15 protein-coding genes are annotated in these 19,335 nt (G+C 54.4%); 10 read left to right on the top strand and 5 right to left on the bottom strand.

The genetic code is table 11. From position 1 onward, the window contains the following. Positions 1-182: 182 nt before the first annotated feature. A complete protein-coding gene (ppc, locus tag BS640_RS13955) occupies positions 183-2,828 on the top strand; it encodes a phosphoenolpyruvate carboxylase (protein ID WP_017491060.1) in 2,646 nt (881 codons plus the stop codon). A gap of 101 nt (positions 2,829-2,929) precedes the next feature. On the opposite strand, the gene metF is transcribed toward ppc, so the two are convergent. The 3 genes from metF to metB form a co-directional block, all read right to left on the bottom strand. Beyond that, positions 2,930-3,838, bottom strand: coding sequence for a methylenetetrahydrofolate reductase (metF, locus tag BS640_RS13950; RefSeq protein ID WP_017491059.1), 909 nt, complete (start codon positions 3,836-3,838; stop codon positions 2,930-2,932). Positions 3,839-4,057: 219 nt separating this feature from the next. Beyond that, entirely contained in the window at positions 4,058-6,493 is a 2,436-nt protein-coding gene (locus tag BS640_RS13945; RefSeq protein WP_017491058.1) for a bifunctional aspartate kinase/homoserine dehydrogenase II, read from the bottom strand. Positions 6,494-6,496: 3 nt separating this feature from the next. Next, positions 6,497-7,657, bottom strand: a complete 1,161-nt coding sequence (gene metB / locus BS640_RS13940; protein WP_017491057.1) for a cystathionine gamma-synthase — start codon at positions 7,655-7,657, stop codon at positions 6,497-6,499. 332 nt (positions 7,658-7,989) lie between these two features. Between metB and metJ the strand changes: the two genes are divergently transcribed. Next, positions 7,990-8,307: a met regulon transcriptional regulator MetJ gene (gene metJ, locus BS640_RS13935; RefSeq protein ID WP_004392248.1), complete on the top strand. Its 318-nt coding sequence runs from the start codon at positions 7,990-7,992 to the stop codon at positions 8,305-8,307. A 116-nt stretch (positions 8,308-8,423) separates the two neighbouring features. Here the strand turns inward: metJ and rpmE are convergent, their stop codons facing one another. Then, positions 8,424-8,636: a 50S ribosomal protein L31 gene (rpmE, locus tag BS640_RS13930; protein ID WP_017491056.1), complete on the bottom strand. Its 213-nt coding sequence runs from the start codon at positions 8,634-8,636 to the stop codon at positions 8,424-8,426. A 205-nt stretch (positions 8,637-8,841) separates the two neighbouring features. Here rpmE and priA point away from each other — a divergent pair, with 205 nt between their 5' ends. From priA to rraA, 6 genes are all read left to right on the top strand, one after another. Then, the gene (priA, locus tag BS640_RS13925) at positions 8,842-11,037 is read left to right on the top strand and encodes a primosomal protein N' (protein WP_084912782.1); all 2,196 of its coding nucleotides are present in this window, start codon (positions 8,842-8,844) and stop codon (positions 11,035-11,037) included. A gap of 235 nt (positions 11,038-11,272) precedes the next feature. Beyond that, the gene (gene cytR, locus BS640_RS13920; RefSeq protein WP_017491054.1) at positions 11,273-12,301 is read left to right on the top strand and encodes a DNA-binding transcriptional regulator CytR; all 1,029 of its coding nucleotides are present in this window, start codon (positions 11,273-11,275) and stop codon (positions 12,299-12,301) included. A gap of 73 nt (positions 12,302-12,374) precedes the next feature. Beyond that, positions 12,375-13,259 (top strand): cell division protein FtsN, encoded by an 885-nt coding sequence (gene ftsN / locus BS640_RS13915; protein ID WP_084912781.1) that lies wholly within the window; start codon positions 12,375-12,377, stop codon positions 13,257-13,259. 115 nt (positions 13,260-13,374) lie between these two features. Next, positions 13,375-13,905, top strand: a complete 531-nt coding sequence (gene hslV / locus BS640_RS13910; RefSeq protein WP_026110417.1) for an ATP-dependent protease subunit HslV — start codon at positions 13,375-13,377, stop codon at positions 13,903-13,905. 19 nt (positions 13,906-13,924) lie between these two features. After that, positions 13,925-15,256 (top strand): HslU--HslV peptidase ATPase subunit, encoded by a 1,332-nt coding sequence (gene hslU, locus BS640_RS13905; RefSeq protein WP_017491051.1) that lies wholly within the window; start codon positions 13,925-13,927, stop codon positions 15,254-15,256. A 178-nt stretch (positions 15,257-15,434) separates the two neighbouring features. Beyond that, positions 15,435-15,920, top strand: a complete 486-nt coding sequence (rraA, locus tag BS640_RS13900; RefSeq protein ID WP_026110416.1) for a ribonuclease E activity regulator RraA — start codon at positions 15,435-15,437, stop codon at positions 15,918-15,920. Positions 15,921-16,114: 194 nt separating this feature from the next. On the opposite strand, the gene zapB is transcribed toward rraA, so the two are convergent. Next, positions 16,115-16,354, bottom strand: a complete 240-nt coding sequence (gene zapB / locus BS640_RS13895) for a cell division protein ZapB (protein WP_017491049.1) — start codon at positions 16,352-16,354, stop codon at positions 16,115-16,117. Between the two features lie 485 nt (positions 16,355-16,839). On the opposite strand from zapB, the gene BS640_RS13890 reads away from it, so the two are divergent. Next, positions 16,840-17,685, top strand: a complete 846-nt coding sequence (locus tag BS640_RS13890; protein WP_017491048.1) for an MIP/aquaporin family protein — start codon at positions 16,840-16,842, stop codon at positions 17,683-17,685. Between the two features lie 41 nt (positions 17,686-17,726). Continuing rightward, the gene (gene glpK / locus BS640_RS13885; protein ID WP_017491047.1) at positions 17,727-19,247 is read left to right on the top strand and encodes a glycerol kinase GlpK; all 1,521 of its coding nucleotides are present in this window, start codon (positions 17,727-17,729) and stop codon (positions 19,245-19,247) included. Positions 19,248-19,335 lie beyond the last annotated feature (88 nt).

Raw genomic sequence — 19,335 nt, 5'->3', positions numbered from 1 at the left:
ATTACTCGATTCAGCGATTTTCTAATAAGGAAATTGGGGTTTTTGCGGTAACTTCCTACAGTACTAAATTTGGACGACTGATTATTGCCATGAAGGCGGGATAGACAGAGGCAAATGCGCCTTACGGGTGAAAGTTATTTACAAGACATAAGAAATCAAACAAGAAACGGGTCAGAGGTAATATGAACGAACAATATTCCGCAATGCGAAGTAATGTCAGCACGCTGGGCAAACTGCTTGGAGAGACCATCAAAGACACGCTGGGAGAGCAGGTCCTTGATCGCGTAGAGAAAATCCGCAAACTCTCTAAATCCTCTCGTGCAGGTAATGAGGCCGACCGTCAGGAACTGCTGACCACGCTGCAAAATTTATCCAACGACGAATTACTTCCGGTTGCCCGTGCATTCAGTCAGTTCCTTAACCTGACCAACGTTGCCGAGCAATACCACAGCATTTCTCCGCACGGCGAGGCAGCCAGCAACCCTGAAGCGTTGGCCCAGCTGATTGACCGTCTGAAGTCGAAGAATCTGTCCGACCAGCAGCTGCGCGACGCCGTTGAAGAGCTTTCGATCGAGCTGGTGTTAACCGCGCACCCAACCGAAATTGCTCGTCGTACCCTGATCCACAAGCTTGTTGAAATCAACAACTGCCTGAAACAACTCGACCATAACGATCTGGCCGACTATGAGCGTAAGCAGATTATGCGCCGCCTGCGCCAGCTGATTGCCCAGTCATGGCATACGGACGAAATCCGCAAGATTCGCCCAACGCCGGTCGACGAAGCCAAGTGGGGCTTTGCGGTGGTTGAAAACAGCCTCTGGGAAGGCGTTCCGGCCTTCCTGCGTGAGTTCAACGAACAGCTTGAAACCTCACTTGACTACAAAATGCCGGTCGAAGCCGTGCCGGTACGCTTTACCTCCTGGATGGGCGGCGACCGCGACGGCAACCCGAACGTCACTGCTGCCATTACGCGCCACGTGCTCCAGCTGAGCCGCTGGAAGGCAACGGACCTGTTCCTGCGCGATATCCACGTACTGATTTCCGAGCTGTCGATGACCGAAGCAACGCCTGAGCTGCGTGAGCTGGCCGGTGGTGAAGACGTCGTCGAGCCATATCGCACCATTATGAAAGATATTCGCACTCAGCTGCTGTCGACCCAGGCTTATCTGGAAGCCCGCTTGAAAGGCGAATCCCTGCCGCGTCCTAAAGACCTGCTGGTAAACAACGACCAGCTGTGGGCGCCGCTGTATGCCTGCTATCAGTCACTGCAAGCCTGCAACATGGGCATCATTGCCAACGGTCAGTTGCTCGATACCCTGCGCCGCGTGCGCTGCTTCGGCGTACCGCTGGTGCGTATCGACATCCGTCAGGAAAGCACCCGCCATACCGAGGCCATTGCCGAGATAACCCGTTTCCTGGGACTGGGCGATTATGAGAGCTGGTCCGAGAGCGATAAACAGGCGTTCCTGATCCGCGAACTGAACTCACCGCGTCCGCTGGTGCCACGCAAGTGGACGCCAAGCCCTGAAACCAAAGAAGTGCTGGATACCTGTCAGGTTGCGGCCGAAGCGCCAGAAGGCTCGATTGCGGCCTACGTCATTTCGATGGCGCGTACCCCGTCCGACGTGCTGGCGGTTCACCTGCTGCTCAAAGAAGCGGGTTGCCCGTTTGCGATGCCGGTTGCGCCGCTGTTCGAAACCCTTGACGATCTGAACAATGCAGACTCCGTCATGACGCAACTGCTGAGCATTGACTGGTATCGCGGCTTTATTCAGGGCAAACAGATGGTGATGATTGGCTACTCTGACTCGGCGAAAGACGCAGGAGTTATGGCAGCCTCATGGGCGCAGTATCGTGCGCAGGATGCGTTAATCAAAACCTGCGAGAAAGCGGGCGTGCTGCTGACGCTGTTCCATGGTCGCGGCGGTTCGATTGGTCGCGGGGGTGCGCCGGCTCACGCGGCGCTGCTGTCGCAGCCTCCGGGCAGCCTTAAAGGCGGCCTGCGCGTCACCGAACAGGGTGAGATGATCCGCTTCAAATATGGCCTGCCGGAAGTGACCATCAGCAGCCTCGCGCTCTACACCGGCGCTATTCTCGAAGCCAACCTGCTGCCGCCACCTGAGCCTAAAAAGGCCTGGGTCGAGGTGATGGACCAGCTGTCCGAGGTTTCCTGCAACATGTATCGCGGCTACGTGCGCGAGAATAAAGACTTCGTGCCTTACTTCCGTTCGGCGACCCCAGAGCAGGAGCTGGCCAAGCTGCCGCTCGGCTCTCGCCCTGCCAAACGTAAGGCCAGCGGCGGCGTCGAAAGCCTGCGCGCCATCCCGTGGATCTTCGCCTGGACGCAGAACCGCCTGATGCTGCCTGCGTGGCTGGGTGCGGGTGCGGGTTTACAGGCGGTGGTTGATGCAGGTAAACGTGACGTACTCGAGTCGATGTGCCGTGACTGGCCGTTCTTCTCGACGCGTATTGGTATGCTGGAAATGGTATTTGCCAAGGCCGATTTGTGGCTGGCGGAGTACTACGATCAGCGTCTGGTAAGCAAAGATCTGTGGCCGCTGGGCCAGAAACTGCGCGAGCAGCTGAGTAACGATATCAAGGTTGTGCTGGCTATCTCCAACGACGATCACCTGATGGCTGATCTGCCGTGGATTGCCGAGTCTATCGCGCTGCGTAACGTCTACACCGACCCGCTGAACGTACTTCAGGCAGAGCTGCTGCATCGCTCGCGCGAGCTTGAGGCACAAGGTGAACTGGATGCCCGCGTCGAGCAGGCGCTGATGGTGACTATCGCAGGCGTTGCCGCAGGCATGCGTAATACCGGCTAAAAGCCATTATCTTTAAAACGGTAGCGGCGTTGGGGGTAATTGAACAGATTCCCGGAAGCGTACACAAGTCAGTGACCGGGATGAAAAAGCAGCCAACGACGCTACTGCGCTAAAGATGCCGGCACGCCTGGGCGAACGCCTAGCGTGTGGCAAATGGCATAGCTCATTTCGGCACGGTTCAGCGTATAAAAGTGAAAGTCCTTCACCCCTTCACGGCTGAGAATCTTCACCATGTCCATCGCAATATTGGCACCGACCATTTTGCGCGTTTCAGCGTCGTCATCCAGTCCGGCAAACATGTTGGTCATCCAGTTTGGCACACGCACGTTGGTCATAGTGGCAAAGCGTTGCAGCTGTCTGAAGTTAGAGACCGGCAGAATGCCCGGCACAATCTCAACGTCAATCCCGGCTGATACGCAGCGGTCACGGAAACGCAGATAGCTTTCTACGTCGAAGAAGAATTGGGTAATCGCGCTGTTAGCACCGGCATCGATTTTACGCTTCAGGTTAATCAGGTCAGCCTGTGCGCTCTTCGCTTCTGGATGCACTTCCGGATAAGCCGCAACGGAAATATCAAAATCACCGACGTCTTTGAGCAGGTGCACCAGGTCGGTCGCATACATCTCTGGCTTGCCGCTGTTTGGCGGTAAATCACCGCGCAGCGCTACGATGTGACGGATACCGCTGTTCCAGTAGTCCTGTGCGATTTGACGCAGCTCGGCAGGCGATGCATCGATACAGGTCAGATGCGGCGCCGCTTCAAGACCAGTACGCTCCTTAATGCCTTTAATGATGCTGTGCGTCCGGTCGCGCTCGCCTGAGTTAGCCCCGTAAGTCACAGAAACGAATTTCGGCTTGAGGCTGCTGAGACGGTCAATAGAGCTCCACAACGTGTCTTCCATTTCGCGTGTTCGCGGCGGGAAGAATTCGAAAGAGACGTTAATTTGACCCTGTAATTCGGCCAGACTCTGGTTTAACGCTTCGCGCTGGTTGGCGTGGAAAAAGCTCATGCTGTCTCTACCTCTTCATCACATCGTTTTACTTATCGGCGCCGCCTGATAAGCGTCTAGACGTCTAAGCGTATAGATAGAAAATGCGGGTTTTTGGTCAAATAGTCAACTCAAAAATAGTTTCGGGCAATGATTAATCTTCACTCAAATTGAGAGAATTTCAAGTTCGCGAGGGAGATGAAGAATCCCCCTGCAGCAGAGTTGTGCAGGGGGATGAAATTAAAGCAGTTGGGTCAAGCGGTTAAGATCAGACTGGATGGCGCCGGCCGTAACATCGCGCCCGGCACCGGGTCCGCGAATGACCAACGGGTTATCACGATACCAGCGGCTTTCGATAGCAAAAACGTTGTCGCAGGGCAGCAGAGAAGCCAACGGATGGTCCTCACGCACGGCTTCGACGCCAACACGCGCTTTGCCATTGGCATCAAATCGCGCGACATAACGCAGCACCAGCCCCATCTCTCTGGCCGCTTCAAGGCGTTGCAACATTTGCTCGTTTAGCGCTTCGCCACCTTCAAAGAACTGATCGACGGAGCCAGTCGCACAGTCTTCCGGTACCAGTGATTCAACGCGAACCTGATTAGGCTCAATGTCATAACCGGCTTCACGCGCCAGGATAACCAGCTTGCGCATCACGTCCTGACCCGACAGGTCAACGCGCGGATCGGGCTCGGTAAGTCCTTGCTGCCAGGCCAAATCCACCAACTCGGTAAACGGCTGCGTGCCGTCAAACTGCAGGAATAGCCATGACAGGGTGCCGGAGAAGATGCCGCTGATGGCCAAAATACTGTCGCCGCTGTCGCGCAGGTCACGCACCGTGTGGTTGATAGGTAAACCTGCGCCCACGGTGGCGTTATAGAGCCAGTGACTGCCGGTCTTGGCGAACGCATCGCGTATCTGGCGATACTTGTCGCTGCATGATGCGCCGGCGAGTTTGTTGGCACCAATGACGTGAATACCATAGCTGGCGAAATCAAGATACTGGTCCGCCAGCTCAGCGCTGGCCGTTACGTCAAGCACCACTAAATCATCGTAAGGATGGGCACGCATCCACAGGAACAGCGACTCCTCGTCGTGCTCACGCGCTTCATCGTCGAAGAAGGCTAATGCACGGCTGGCGTCCAGCCCGTCATAGCTTAGCAGGCTGCGCTTGCTGTCGACCACGCCGGCCAGCACAAACTCAAAGCCGCTGCGTGCGGAGATATTTTTCTGCTCACGGGCAAACAGCTCGAGCCAGCGCGAGCCGATATTCCCTTTGCCGAACAGCATCAGCCCAATGCGTTTCTCGGCGTGGAACAGCGTATTATGCAGACCCTGAATCAGATGCTCGGTCGGCCCGACGCGCAGTACGGCCACCAGGCTGATACCGTCCTCCGCCTGCCAGACAAACTCGACCGGCTGGTCTTTCAGTTCCTGATAAAAACGGTGGCTGTGCAACGGATTTTTGCACACGCCTGCGCCAACCAATGCCACCATTGCAAGCCCTTCACGCAGCACCAGCCGACCCGGCAGTGCAGCCTCTTCCAGGACGGCGAGCGCGCTGTTGACCACTTCAGAGGTATAGCAGAGCTGAAGCAGATTACGGTCGGCGTGAACGCCGGTCGCGAGCGGCTTCACCTGCGCACGGTTGAGCACCAGCTCGACGTCCTTTTGCACCAGCGCAAAATCATGGCTCGGCGCTACGGCAACCTCAATCAGGCAGATATCGTCGTGGCTGGTAACAATCTTGGCGCCGGTCCCGGACGCCAGCACGCGTTCGATGCGCGTGGAGCCCTGTTCCGGCTGATAGCTGCAGCGCAGCTGTAAATCGATATCGCTACCCGAGACCGGCTGCAGCGTACGGGTATGCAGCACCGGGGCGGCCAGACGCGCCAGCTCGCTGGCCTCGTCGAGACGCAGCAAGGGCAGCAAACAGGCATCTTTCACCTTGCGCGGGTCAGCGCTGTAAACACCGGCGACATCGCTCCAGATGGTGACTCGGCTTACGCCCGCCAGCGCGCCAATCTGCGTGGCAGAATAGTCGCTGCCGTTGCGGCCAAGCAGCACGGTTTCACCCGCATCATTGCGCGAGATGAACCCGGTCACGACCAGATATTGATGCGGATGCTGCGCCAGAAGCTGTTGCAGCAATGGATAAGAACGGCCTTCATCTACCTGCGGCTGTGCAGCACGTTCAGCACGCAGGAAATCGCGGGCATCGAGCCAGGCAGAAGGAATGTCCTTTTTGGCAAGCAGCGCAGACATCAGGCGTGCGGACCACACCTCGCCATGCCCCACCACCTCGGCGTAAACTGCATCGGTGATTTTGCCGTCGAGCAGCACGGCCAAGCGTTCAAGGTCGTGAATAAAGGTCGCAATCAGCGGTTCAGCCATTTCCGGTGGCAGCAGTGCGGTAATCAACTCACTCTGATATCGACGCAGCGCCTGCTGCACCTGATGAGCCGAAATCCGGTCATTCTGGCTGAGTTTCAGCCAGTTAATCAGCTGGTTCGTCGTGCTGCCTGCGGCAGAGACCACCATGATATCGCCAGGATTACCGTATTCGGCCATAATGCCCGCTACGCGCAGATAACACTTTGCGTCGGCCAGACTGCTACCGCCAAATTTATGTAACTGCCGACTTCCTGCCGGCGCTGCAACCGCTATTGCACTCATTACTTACCTCTTTGCGACCGACTGGAAAGCCTGTTCCAGGTCGGCAATTAAGTCTTCGCTATCTTCAAGACCGACAGAAACGCGGAGCAGACTGTCGGAAATCCCGGCGGCTTTACGCGCTTCCGGTGCCATGCCAGCGTGGGTCATGGTGGCGGTATGTGAAATCAGACTCTCAACCCCGCCCAATGATTCGGCCAGCGTGAAAAGTTTTAACTCAGACAGGAAGTGACGCAAACTTGCCTCATCACCTGCAAACTCGAAGCTTACCATCGCCCCAAAACCACTTTGTTGACGTCGTGCAATCTCGTGGCCCTGATTCTCTGGCAGAGAAGGATGATACAGCTTTTTCACTAACGATTGTTTCTGTAAATAAGCAACAATTGCCAGTGCATTTTCCTGCTGCTGCTTCACGCGAACGCCGACGGTACGCAGGCCACGCAGCAGAAGATAGCTGTCAAATGCCGCGCCGGTGACGCCGATGTTGTTCCCCCACCAGGCCAGCTCGGTCGCATGCTCGGCGGTTTTGGAAATCACCGTACCTGCAACCACGTCAGAATGGCCGTTGAGGTATTTAGTACAGGAATGCACGACCAAGTCAGCACCCAGCTTCAGAGGCTGTTGCAGGACCGGACTCAGGAAGGTGTTATCCACCACCGTCAGCGCGCCTGCCGCATGCGCAGCGTCGCAAATCGCCTTGATGTCCACCACGCGCAGCAGTGGATTGCTCGGCGTTTCAATCAGGACCAGCTTAGGCTTCTGCTCCAGCGCAGCCTGCAATGCCTCTGGGTCACCCTGGTCGACAAACAGGACGCGATAGGCACCCCGCTTGCTCAGGCTATCAAACAGGCGATAGCTGCCGCCGTAGCAGTCGTGCGGAGCAACAAGCAAATCGCCCGGCTTAAGAAACACCGTACACACCAGATGAATAGCAGACATCCCGCTGCTGGTCAGCACGGCACCCGCGCCCCCTTCAAGACTCGCCAATGCGCGCTGCACCACGTCACGCGTAGGATTACCGCGACGGGAATAGTCGTGGGCGCGTGGCTGATTGAAATCTTCGAAATTATACGTGCTGGAAAGGGTAATAGGAGGAACAACACATCCATACTGCTGGTCAATGTTGAGTCCACTGCTAACCGCGATTGTGCCTTGCTTGAGCGTCATAGTTGTTGCTCCCTGACGGGATAAATAGAGGATGAGGGTGTAAAGATTAATCGTTAGCGGGATAGACGTCAATACATCTGGACATCTAAACTTCTTTGCGTATAGATTGAGCAATGTGATAATACCCGCTAAAATTATAGCGGTATGCCTTGATTTGCGGACGCAAAGCGGTGTCCTGGCCCAGTAGAGCACGAACCTGCATCCGCTGACAAAGTGAACAGCGTCAGGCCAGAATTTTACAAGGACGATGGCTATAGTGAGATCTGTGGAAATCGGGCATAATCCCCGGGTTTTCAGAATTTTATTTTTATTTGATAAATTTAAGGTGTCCCATGGCTGAGTGGAACGGCGAGTATGTCAGCCCTTACGCTGAACACGGTAAAAAAAGCGAACAAGTTAAAAAGATCACGGTTTCCATTCCGCTGAAAGTATTAAAGATTTTGACAGACGAGCGCACACGTCGCCAGGTGAACAACCTGCGCCATGCCACTAACAGTGAATTGTTGTGCGAAGCGTTTCTTCATGCCTTTACGGGCCAGCCGCTACCGAACGATGAAGATCTGCGTAAAGAACGCAGTGATGAAATTCCGGAAGCCGCCAAAATCCTGATGCGCGAACTGGGTGTAGATCCAGATACCTGGGAATATTAAGCAAACCGGGTAGGTAGAAAGAAACCTTGCCTTTAAAGACGTGTTTACCCGTAAAACACAAATAGCAGGCAACAAAAAAGGCGCCACCGGCGCCTTTTTTTGCTATCGAGCGAAGCTTATTTGCTGCTCGGTACGCTGAAACGCTTGTTGAAGCGGTCAACGCGGCCACCGGTAGCCACTTCACGCTGCTTACCAGTGTAGAACGGGTGGCATTCGCCACAAACGTCCAGGTTCAGGTCGTGACCAACGGTAGAACCGATTTTGATAACGTTACCGCAAGAACAGTTAGCAGTAACAACTTCGTATTTAGGGTGAATACCTTGTTTCATGGGAAAACCTCTGTTTAGGCCGCGTCGCTATCCAACCGTTTTGCCGTCGGACACCACGCGTGGTGTAAATGATTAGGTCTCTGATGCGGAATGCATCAAAGGCGGCGAATCATACAGAATATAAAGTGACCGCGCAATCATGTTCATGCATTCCGAGTCACACAGTGTACACTATCTCGTCATTTTTTTATAGCCTGGACCGCCAATGCCCGTTGCTCACGTTGCTCTACCTGTCCCTTTAAGCCGCACATTTGACTATTTGTTACCCCCCGGTATGCAGGTGGTTCCCGGCTGTCGGGTCAGCGTTCCCTTCGGCAAACGCGATGCTATCGGCATCGTGACCGGCGTCAGCGACAGCAGCGAATTTCCCCTCGAAAAGCTTAAATCGGTTAATGAGGTGCTCGACAGCGCCAGCCTGTATACCCGTGACCTGTGGCGCGTGTTGCACTGGGCGTCCGACTATTATCACTTCCCGCTCGGTGAAGTATTATTTCACGCCCTGCCGGTCCTGCTCCGTCAGGGGAAACCGGCGGAACTGACGCCGCTTTGGCAGTGGTTCGCTACCGAACAGGGCCGTGCGACGCCGCTCAACGACCTCAAACGTGCACCTAAGCAGCAGCAGGCCATGGCGGCACTGATGCAAGGCAAACTGTACCGTCATCAAATCAGCGATCTCGACCTTAACGAAGCGGCGCTACAGGCACTGCGCGCCAAAGGGCTCGCCGACTTGCAAAGCGTCGCGCCGGTGGCACAGGATTGGCGTAAGGACTTCAGCGTGGTCGGCGAGCGCCTGAGACTCAACACTGAGCAGGCCACCGCGGTCGGCGCAATCCGCAGCGAAGATCAGCAGTTTTCAGCCTGGCTCTTGGCCGGGGTGACCGGCTCGGGTAAAACCGAGGTATATCTCAGCGTGCTGGAGAATATTCTGGCGCAGGGTCGGCAGGCGCTGGTAATGGTGCCGGAGATTGGTCTGACGCCGCAGACCATCGCTCGTTTCCGCGAACGTTTCAGCGCACCGGTCGACGTATTACATTCCGGTTTGAACGACAGCGAACGTCTGGCGGTGTGGCTTCGCGCCAGAAACGGCGAGGCCGGGATTGTGATTGGCACACGATCGTCACTGTTTACCCCGTTTGCCCGCCTCGGCGTGATAATCATCGACGAAGAACACGACAGCTCTTATAAACAGCAGGAAGGCTGGCGCTACCACGCCCGAGACCTTGCCGTGTTTCGGGCACATGCCGAAAACATCCCGATTGTGATGGGCTCCGCCACCCCGGCTCTGGAAACTCTGCACAACGTCCAGCTCGGCAAATATCGCCAGCTGACGCTGAGCAAGCGCGCCGGTAACGCCAAACCGGCGGTGCATCACTTACTCGATCTCAAAGGCCTGCCGCTCAAGGTTGGCCTGTCGCAGCCGCTCGTTCAGCGTATGCAGCAGCACCTCAAGGCCGATAACCAGGTGATGCTGTTTCTCAACCGACGCGGCTACGCGCCCGCTCTGCTGTGCCACGAATGCGGCTGGATAGCCGAGTGCCAACGCTGCGACCACTATTATACCTTTCACCAGAATCAACGGCAGCTGCGCTGTCACCACTGCGACAGCCAGCGCCCGGTGCCTCATCAGTGCCCGCAGTGCGGCTCGACGCAGCTGGTTTCCGTTGGCGTCGGTACCGAGCAGCTTGAGAATGAACTCGCGCCGCTGTTTCCTAATACGCCTATCACGCGTATCGACCGCGACACGACCAGCCGCAAAGGCTCGCTGGAGCAGCATCTGGCCGAGGTGCATCGCGGCGGCGCACGGATCCTGATAGGCACCCAGATGCTGGCGAAAGGACATCACTTCCCCGATGTCACGCTGGTTTCCTTGCTCGACGTTGATGGCGCACTTTTTTCGGCCGACTTTCGTTCCGCTGAACGCTTTGCCCAGCTCTATACTCAGGTCTCGGGCCGTGCAGGGCGCGCCGGTAAACAGGGCGAAGTGGTACTGCAAACGCACCACCCCGAGCACCCACTGCTGCAGGTGCTGTTGCAGCACGGTTACGATGCCTTTTCCAAACAGACGCTGGCGGAGCGTAAAAGCGTATTTTTGCCGCCGTACACCAGCCACGTGCTGTTTCGTTCGGAAGATCACGACAACCGTCAGTCATCGCTCTTTCTACAGCAGCTGCGTAACCTGCTCGAAGCCAGCCCGCTGAAGGATGATTCGCTGTGGATCCTGGGTCCTGTTCCCGCGCTACAGGCCAAGCGCAGCGGTCGTTTCCGCTGGCAGCTGCTGATTCAGCATCCCTCGCGCAAGGTGCTACAGCAGATTATCAAGACCTCAATGCCGCTGATTGGCAGTTTGCCGCAGGCTAAAAAGGTAAAATGGACGCTGGATGTTGATCCTATTGATAATTGATGACGTTAACGGCTGTTTTTTTGGAATCCAGCGCGAAAAAACTGCAGAAGTCACATTTTTTATGCAATTTGGTCATTATTCCTAGCCACATTCTGTTTAGAATGTGATGAGCTACGCAATCCTTTTGCTAGCATGATAAATAGATATTAAATATGCACGGATGCTGCCAACAAGCTTATAAAAATAAACATCCATGATGTCGTGTCAGTTTGATGCAGGTGCAAGGAGAGATGCGTTGGATCAAAATAGAGTAATTCCTACCGCCACCATGAAAGACGTGGCGGAAATGGCCGGGGTGTCTACCGCCACGGTATCGCGAGCGTTGATGAATCCTGAAAAGGTTTCAGCATCGACCCGTCAACGGGTTGAGCAGGCGGTGATTGCCGTCGGCTATTCGCCGCACTCTTTATCCCGCAATCTCAAGCGCAATGAGTCACGCACTATTCTGGTGATCGTCCCCGACATCTGCGATCCGTTCTTTGCCGACGTGATCCAGGGGATCGAGCGTACTGCCGCCGAAAACGGCTATCTGGTGCTCATTGGCGACTGCGCTCAGCAGAACCAGCAAGAAAAAACCTTTATCAACCTTATCATTACCAAGCAAATTGACGGTATGCTGCTGTTAGGTTCTGACCTGCCGTTTGATGCCAGTAAAGAAGAGCAGCGCAATCTGCCGCCGATGGTGATGGCCAACGAATTTGCACCCGAACTCGAACTGCCGACGGTGCACATTGACAACCTCACCGCCGCCTACGACGCCGTGCACTATCTGATTAGCCTTGGCCATCAGCGCATTGCCTGCATTGCCGGGCCGGAGTCCATGCCGCTGTGCCAATATCGATTGCAGGGCTATATTCAGGCCATTAGACGCAACGGCCAATCGGTGGAGAGTCAGTATATTGCCCACGGTGATTTCAGCTATGAATCCGGCGCGCAGGCGCTGTCTACGCTGATGAGCCAGCCGAAACCGCCGACCGCCATTTTCTGTCATAACGACATCATGGCCATCGGCGCAATCTTTGAGGCAAAAAAATTAGGGCTGCGTATCCCGCAAGATTTGTCTATTGTTGGTTTCGACGACATTAAAATCAGTGAGTTTTACGATCCGCCGCTCACCACGGTGGCTCAACCGAGATTCCAGATTGGCCGAGAAGCCATGTTATTATTGCTGGAACAACTGAACGGTCATTCGGTTCAAAGCGGTTCACGTTTGCTCGAAAGTGAACTGGTTATTCGCGGCAGTACTGCCGCGCCTAAGCGCTAGTTAACAGTCAAGTTTTCAGGACCCTGTAAAAAATGACGTACTTCTTTAATCCTAACGACACAGCGAAACGATAGTGGCACAAAAAGACTATGTGAGCCGTGGGCGCTCAGGAACACGGCGAAAGAAAACCACCAGCCGTAGTAAAAAAAGCAGTTCTCCGATGGTATCCAAAACCGTGGTGGCCGTTGCCGTTGCCGTTCTGGTTGTCTTTGTCGGTGGCCTTTATTTTATCAGCCACAAAAAAATGGAAGAGGCTGAAATTCTGCCAACGCACGTCCCTCGTCCGGGCAATGGCCTTCCCCCTAAACCGGAGGAACGCTGGCGTTATATCAAGGAGTTGGAAAATCGTCAGATGGGCGTGCAGACGCCGACCGAACCAACCTCCGGTGGCGATGTTTCTTCAAAAACTCAGCTCACACCGGAACAGAAACAGCTGCTGGAACAGATGCAGGCAGATATGCGCCAGGCACCGACTCAGCTGAACGAAGTGCCGTATAACGACCCGACGCAAGCGACCCGGACCGCGCCGGTTTCACGGCAGCAGAGCAGCCAGCCGACGTTTATGCAACAGCCGGTGAGAGCGCCACAGGCGGCCCCGGTTCAGCCTAAACCGCGCCCTGTGCAGCAACAGCCGATGATAACGCAGGCAAAACCGGAACGAGCGCGTCCTCAACAGCAGGACATCGCTCAGAATACTCCGGAAAAGGAAAAACCGAAGGAGCAGGAAAAAGCCCAGCGCTTTATCGTGCAGTGTGGATCCTTCCGCGGTACCGAGCAGGCCGAATCCGTGCGAGCCAAGCTGGCGTTTGAAGGCTTCGAGAGCCGTGTCACCTCAAGCGGTGGCTGGAATCGTGTGGTCATTGGACCCTACAACAATCGCTCTGGCGCAGACGGTACGCTGTCGCGTTTGAAAGGATCTGGCATTTCGAGCTGTATTCCCGTCCCCGTCGGGGGTTGAAAACCCATAATCCCCCCCAATCTATACATTCAATATGGCCCGCGAAGTTTATGCAACCTAATCAGGGTTGCATAACTTCGCCGGGATCTCTTCCGTCTGCAACGAGGAACAGCTCGTGACAACAATTGTATGTGTGCGCCGTAACGGCCACGTCGTAGTAGGTGGTGATGGCCAGGCCACTATGGGTAACACCGTCATGAAAGGTAACGTCGTCAAAGTACGTACCTTCTTCAAAGATAAAGTGATCGCGGGCTTCGCCGGCGGTACTGCCGATGCGTTTACGCTGTTTGAGCTGTTTGAGCGCAAACTCGAGATGCATCAGGGCCACCTGACCAAAGCCGCCGTTGAGCTGGCAAAAGACTGGCGCACCGACCGCATGCTGCGTCGTCTGGAAGCGTTGCTGGTCGTGGCAGATGAGACAGATTCGCTGCTTATTAGCGGCAACGGTGACGTTATTCGTCAGGATAACGGACTGATCGCTATCGGTTCAGGCGGTCCCTACGCCCAGGCAGCGGCCACTGCGCTGCTGGAAAACACCGAGTTAAGCGCGCGTGAAATTGCTGAAAAATCGCTGAACATCGCGGGTGATATCTGCATTTACACCAACCATAACCTCAATTTCCTGGAATTGCCTAAGCAATCCTAAAGCGTAAGGATCGAAAATTATGTCTGAAATGACCCCACGCGAGATTGTCAGCGAATTAGACAGCTACATCATCGGGCAACACAATGCGAAACGCGCTGTTGCCATCGCGCTGCGTAACCGCTGGCGTCGTATGCAGCTCGATGAAGCGCTGCGCCACGAAGTCACGCCTAAAAACATTCTGATGATCGGCCCAACCGGTGTCGGTAAAACCGAGATTGCTCGCCGTCTGGCGAAACTGGCCAACGCGCCGTTTATCAAGGTAGAAGCCACCAAGTTCACCGAAGTGGGCTATGTCGGTAAAGAAGTCGATTCCATCATTCGTGACCTGACCGATTCTGCCATCAAAATGGTGCGTCAGCAGTCTATCGAGAAGAACCGTTACCGCGCAGAAGAGATGGCTGAAGAGCGCATCCTCGACGTCCTTATCCCACCGGCCAAGAACAACTGGGGCCAGCCGGATGAGGCCAAAGAGCCTTCTGCCGCACGCCAGTCTTTCCGCAAAAAACTGCGTGAAGGCCAGCTCGACGATAAAGAAATCGAGATCAACGTCGCCGATACTCCGGCTGGCGTAGAAATCATGGCACCTCCCGGCATGGAAGAGATGACCAACCAGCTGCAGTCTATGTTTCAGAACATGGCGGGACAGAAACAGAAAGCGCGTAAGCTGAAAATCAAGGAAGCCTACAAGCTGCTGGTTGAAGAAGAAGCCGCCAAGCTGGTTAACCCGGAAGAGCTTAAAGAACAGGCGATTGAAGCCGTTGAACAACACGGTATCGTGTTCATCGATGAGATAGACAAAATCTGTAAACGCGGCCAGAGCTCCGGCCCGGACGTGTCTCGCGAAGGCGTGCAGCGCGACCTGCTGCCTCTGGTAGAAGGCTGCACCGTTTCGACGAAACACGGTATGGTCAAAACTGACCACATCCTGTTTATCGCTTCCGGCGCGTTCCAGACTGCCAATCCTTCGGACCTGATCCCGGAACTTCAGGGTCGTCTGCCTATCCGCGTTGAGCTACAGGCGCTGTCTACCGAAGACTTCGAGCGTATTCTGACCGAGCCAAGCGCGTCACTGACTCATCAGTACAAAGCGCTGATGCAGACTGAAGGCGTGACCGTTGAGTTTACCCAAGACGGTATTCGCCGCATCGCAGAAGCCGCATGGCAGGTTAACGAAACCACCGAGAACATCGGTGCTCGTCGTCTGCATACCGTGCTGGAGCGTTTGATGGAAGACATCTCCTATGATGCCAGCGAAAGCAACGGCACGACGGTGATCATCGATGCCGACTATGTGCGCAATCACCTTGATGCACTGGTCGCCGACGAAGACCTGAGCCGCTTTATTCTGTAATGGTGTTATGTGCATGATACAGAAAATCAGGGAGGCTTCGGCCTCCCTTTTTCTTGCCCCACGTCCCTCGGCATGAGGTAGATACGGAAAGTCAAAACGTAAAGAATTGATGATTTTGCCAACATCTGCCAGAAAGGGATATACTGAAAGCACCAGCGAGCAACCAGATAAAAATCCTATGAAATACGATACTTCAGAACTATGCGACATTTATCATGAAGAAGTGAATGTCGTTGAACCCCTGTTCTCCAACTTTGGTGGACGTACTTCATTTGGTGGGCAAATCACCACGGTGAAATGCTTTGAAGATAATGGCTTGCTCTACGATCTGCTTGAAGAAAATGGCCGTGGCCGTGTTCTGCTGGTAGACGGCGGCGGTTCGGTGCGTCGCGCCCTGCTTGATGCAGGACTGGCAAACCTGGCGCTGCAAAACGAGTGGGAAGGCATAGTGATTTACGGTGCTGTGCGTCAGGTTGATGACCTCGAAGAGCTGGATATTGGCATTCAGGCAATGGCCGCTATCCCGGCGGGGGCCGCGAGCGAAGGGATTGGCGAAAGCGATATCCGCGTAAACTTTGGTGGCGTGACCTTCTTCTCGGGTGACCACCTGTACGCCGACAACACCGGCATCGTGCTGTCAGAGGACCCGCTCGATATCGAGTAATCTCTCGCTTTTTAGGCAACAAAAAAGACGCAAAATGCGTCTTTTTTATTTTGGAAAAGTAGAACACTACGTCCGCAGAGTCATTGGAGTCGCAACAAGGCAGCGAGCGAATCGATTCCCGATGAGCCGACATAAGTCAGTGATTCGGGTGAATAAACGCCGCTGACGGCGTGCAGCTTCAAGGACTCAGTGGATTAGACTTCTTCCATTTTTCCGAGAAGTGAGCGCAAACGCTCTTGCCAAACGTGCTGCTCTTCTTTCAGATGCGCATTTTCACGAACCAGTGACTCGTGGTTACCGTTCGCCTGCTGTACCTGCTGAGACAGGCTGTTGTTCTGCTCTTTAAGCTCTTCGATTTCCATCTGCAGTAAAGTAATGGTATCAATCGCTTGCTGAACTTTAGTTTCTAGTTTCTCAAAGACTTCAAATGACATGTTTATTCCCCTTATGTTCGCAAGGCGTACATCTTATAAGACTCGCCGCATCTTCCCGACGCAGCTCGATAATTCAATTAACTACAACTGTAATTAACACTGCGGCTTCAATTAACCCCGATTGTATGTAGGCATCCCTTCGCTGTCTAGCAACATACTGGCCCTGCACGCAGTCTGTTGCAATTATCATGGCGTGACTATCAGGAAAAGCTGAAAGAACGCAGCGATCGGTCAGTAAATTCGCTAGTTTTAGCGCAAAGCATTCATTTTTTCGGTCAGCCAGTTTCTTAAAAACACGCGTATTCGCTCATTTTTATGACACAGCACACACATTTTGATTTCGGTATTTCTCGTTTATGCTCGTTAACGATAAATTCACATTACATACTCATACGATCTGAGATGTAAAAATTAAATAACACTAAACAATAAAACAAAGTGATTTAAACCCTACCCTTAACAACTATCCTTTATAGGATTCGATTATGAGCCAAAATATGAGTTCCACAATCAAAGGCCAGTGCATCGCCGAGTTTCTGGGAACAGGCCTGATTATCTTTTTTGGTGCTGGCTGTGTCGCGGCACTGAAACTGGCAGGCGCTTCGTTTGGTCAGTGGGAGATAAGCATCATCTGGGGCCTTGGGGTCTCTATGGCTGTTTACCTGACTGCCGCCATCTCGGGTGCTCACCTTAATCCAGCCGTCACTATCGCTCTGTGCCTGTTTGCCAACTTTGAAGGCCGCAAGGTCGTGCCGTACATCATCGCTCAGGTCGCCGGGGCATTCTGCGCCGCAGCGCTGGTTTATGGCCTCTACTACAACCTTTTCATCGATTTTGAACAGACCCACAATATGGTTCGCGGCAGCGTTGCCAGTTTGGATCTGGCCGGGATTTTCTCGACCTATCCAAACCCGCATATCAGCGTGCTGCAAGCATTCCTGGTTGAAGTGGTTATCACCGCCGTTCTTATGTCACTGATTCTGGCCCTGACCGATGACGGTAACGGTGTGCCGCGTGGCGCGTTGGCCCCGCTGTTGATTGGTTTGCTGATTGCCGTTATCGGTGCCTCAATGGGTCCATTGACCGGCTTCGCCCTTAACCCGGCGCGTGATTTTGGTCCAAAAGTGTTCGCCTATTTCGCAGGTTGGGGAAAAGTGGCCTTCACCGGTGCGCGTGACATCCCTTACTTCCTGGTGCCTATTTTCGGTCCGCTGATTGGTGCATGCCTGGGCGCCGTTGGTTACAAGGCCCTGATTAGCAATCATCTTCCTCAGACTGTCGCCATCGCCGCTAAAGACGACGCGCCACAGCAGACTCAGCGTAAAGCCTAATAGGTTAAACTGTTTATAGCCCACTTTGCAGGACATAAATCATGACAGCAGATAAGACACACGAAAAAAAATATATCGTTGCACTCGACCAGGGTACCACCAGTTCACGCGCCGTAGTGCTCGATCACGATGCCAACATCGTTAGCGTCTCACAGCGCGAATTCACCCAGATCTACCCTAAGGCTGGCTGGGTCGAGCATGACCCGATGGAAATTTGGTCTTCACAAAGCTCTGTCCTGGTTGAAGTTCTGGCAAAGGCTGATATTAACTCTGACCAAATCGCCGGTATCGGTATCACCAACCAGCGTGAAACTACCATCGTCTGGGAAAAAGAAACCGGCAAGCCAATTTATAACGCAATCGTCTGGCAGTGTCGTCGAACCGCAGAGATTTGTGAACAGTTGAAAAAGGACGGAATGGAAGAGTATATCCGTCATAATACCGGCCTTGTGGTCGACCCGTATTTCTCGGGTACCAAGGTGAAATGGATCCTGGACCACGTGGAAGGTTCACGTGAGCGCGCCAAACGCGGCGAACTGCTGTTCGGTACCGTTGATACCTGGCTGGTGTGGAAAATGACGCAGGGACGGGTTCATATCACCGACTACACCAATGCGTCACGCACTATGATGTTCAACATTCACAGCCTGGAGTGGGACGACCGTTTACTTGAAGCGCTGGATGTTCCACGTGAAATGCTGCCGGAAGTACGTCCGTCCTCAGAAATCTACGGCCAGACTAACATCGGGGGTAAAGGCGGGACACGTATTCCAATCGCCGGGATCGCCGGTGACCAGCAGGCGGCGCTTTACGGCCAGCTTTGCGTACAGCCTGGGATGGCGAAAAACACTTATGGCACCGGCTGTTTCCTATTAATGAACACCGGTACCGAAGCTGTGGTTTCTAAAAATGGTCTACTGACGACCATTGCCTGTGGTCCGCGCGGCGAAGTGAACTATGCGCTAGAAGGTGCGGTGTTCGTGGGGGGAGCATCTATCCAGTGGCTGCGTGACGAGCTGAAGATGATCAACGATGCCGCAGACTCCGAATACTTTGCCTCGAAGGTAAAAGATACCAACGGCGTTTACGTGGTGCCTGCCTTTACCGGCCTCGGTGCGCCTTACTGGGACCCGTATGCCCGTGGCGCTATCTTCGGCCTCAGCCGCGGAGCCAACAGCAACCACATTATTCGCGCAACGCTTGAGTCTATCGCTTTCCAGACGCGTGATGTCATTGACGCGATGCAGGCAGACTCCGGTACCCGTCTACAGTCGCTGCGCGTTGACGGCGGTGCGGTAGCCAACAACTTCCTGATGCAGTTCCAGTCAGACATTCTCGGCACCCGCGTTGAACGCCCTGAAGTGCGCGAAGTCACTGCGCTCGGTTCGGCTTTCCTGGCAGGCCTGGCCGTCGGTTTCTGGAGCGACCTGGATGAAGTTCGCAGCAAGGCCGTTATCGAGAAAGAGTTCCGTCCGGGTATCGAAACCACCGAGCGTAACTATCGCTACAAAGGCTGGCAGAAGGCCGTAGCCCGCGTACGCGCCTGGGAAGATCACGAATAAATACTCACCGCTTTCCGTTTCTAAAAAACTCCCCATCCGGGGAGTTTTTCTTTTCTGCCTCCCCGCTATGATAGACTTTGTGGCCTGA

The sequence above is a fragment of the Rouxiella badensis genome, from assembly GCF_002093665.1.
GTDB lineage: Bacteria > Pseudomonadota > Gammaproteobacteria > Enterobacterales > Enterobacteriaceae > Rouxiella > Rouxiella badensis.
Note: the sequence above shows the minus strand (reverse complement) of the source record. Positions and strands in the feature narration are given on the sequence as shown.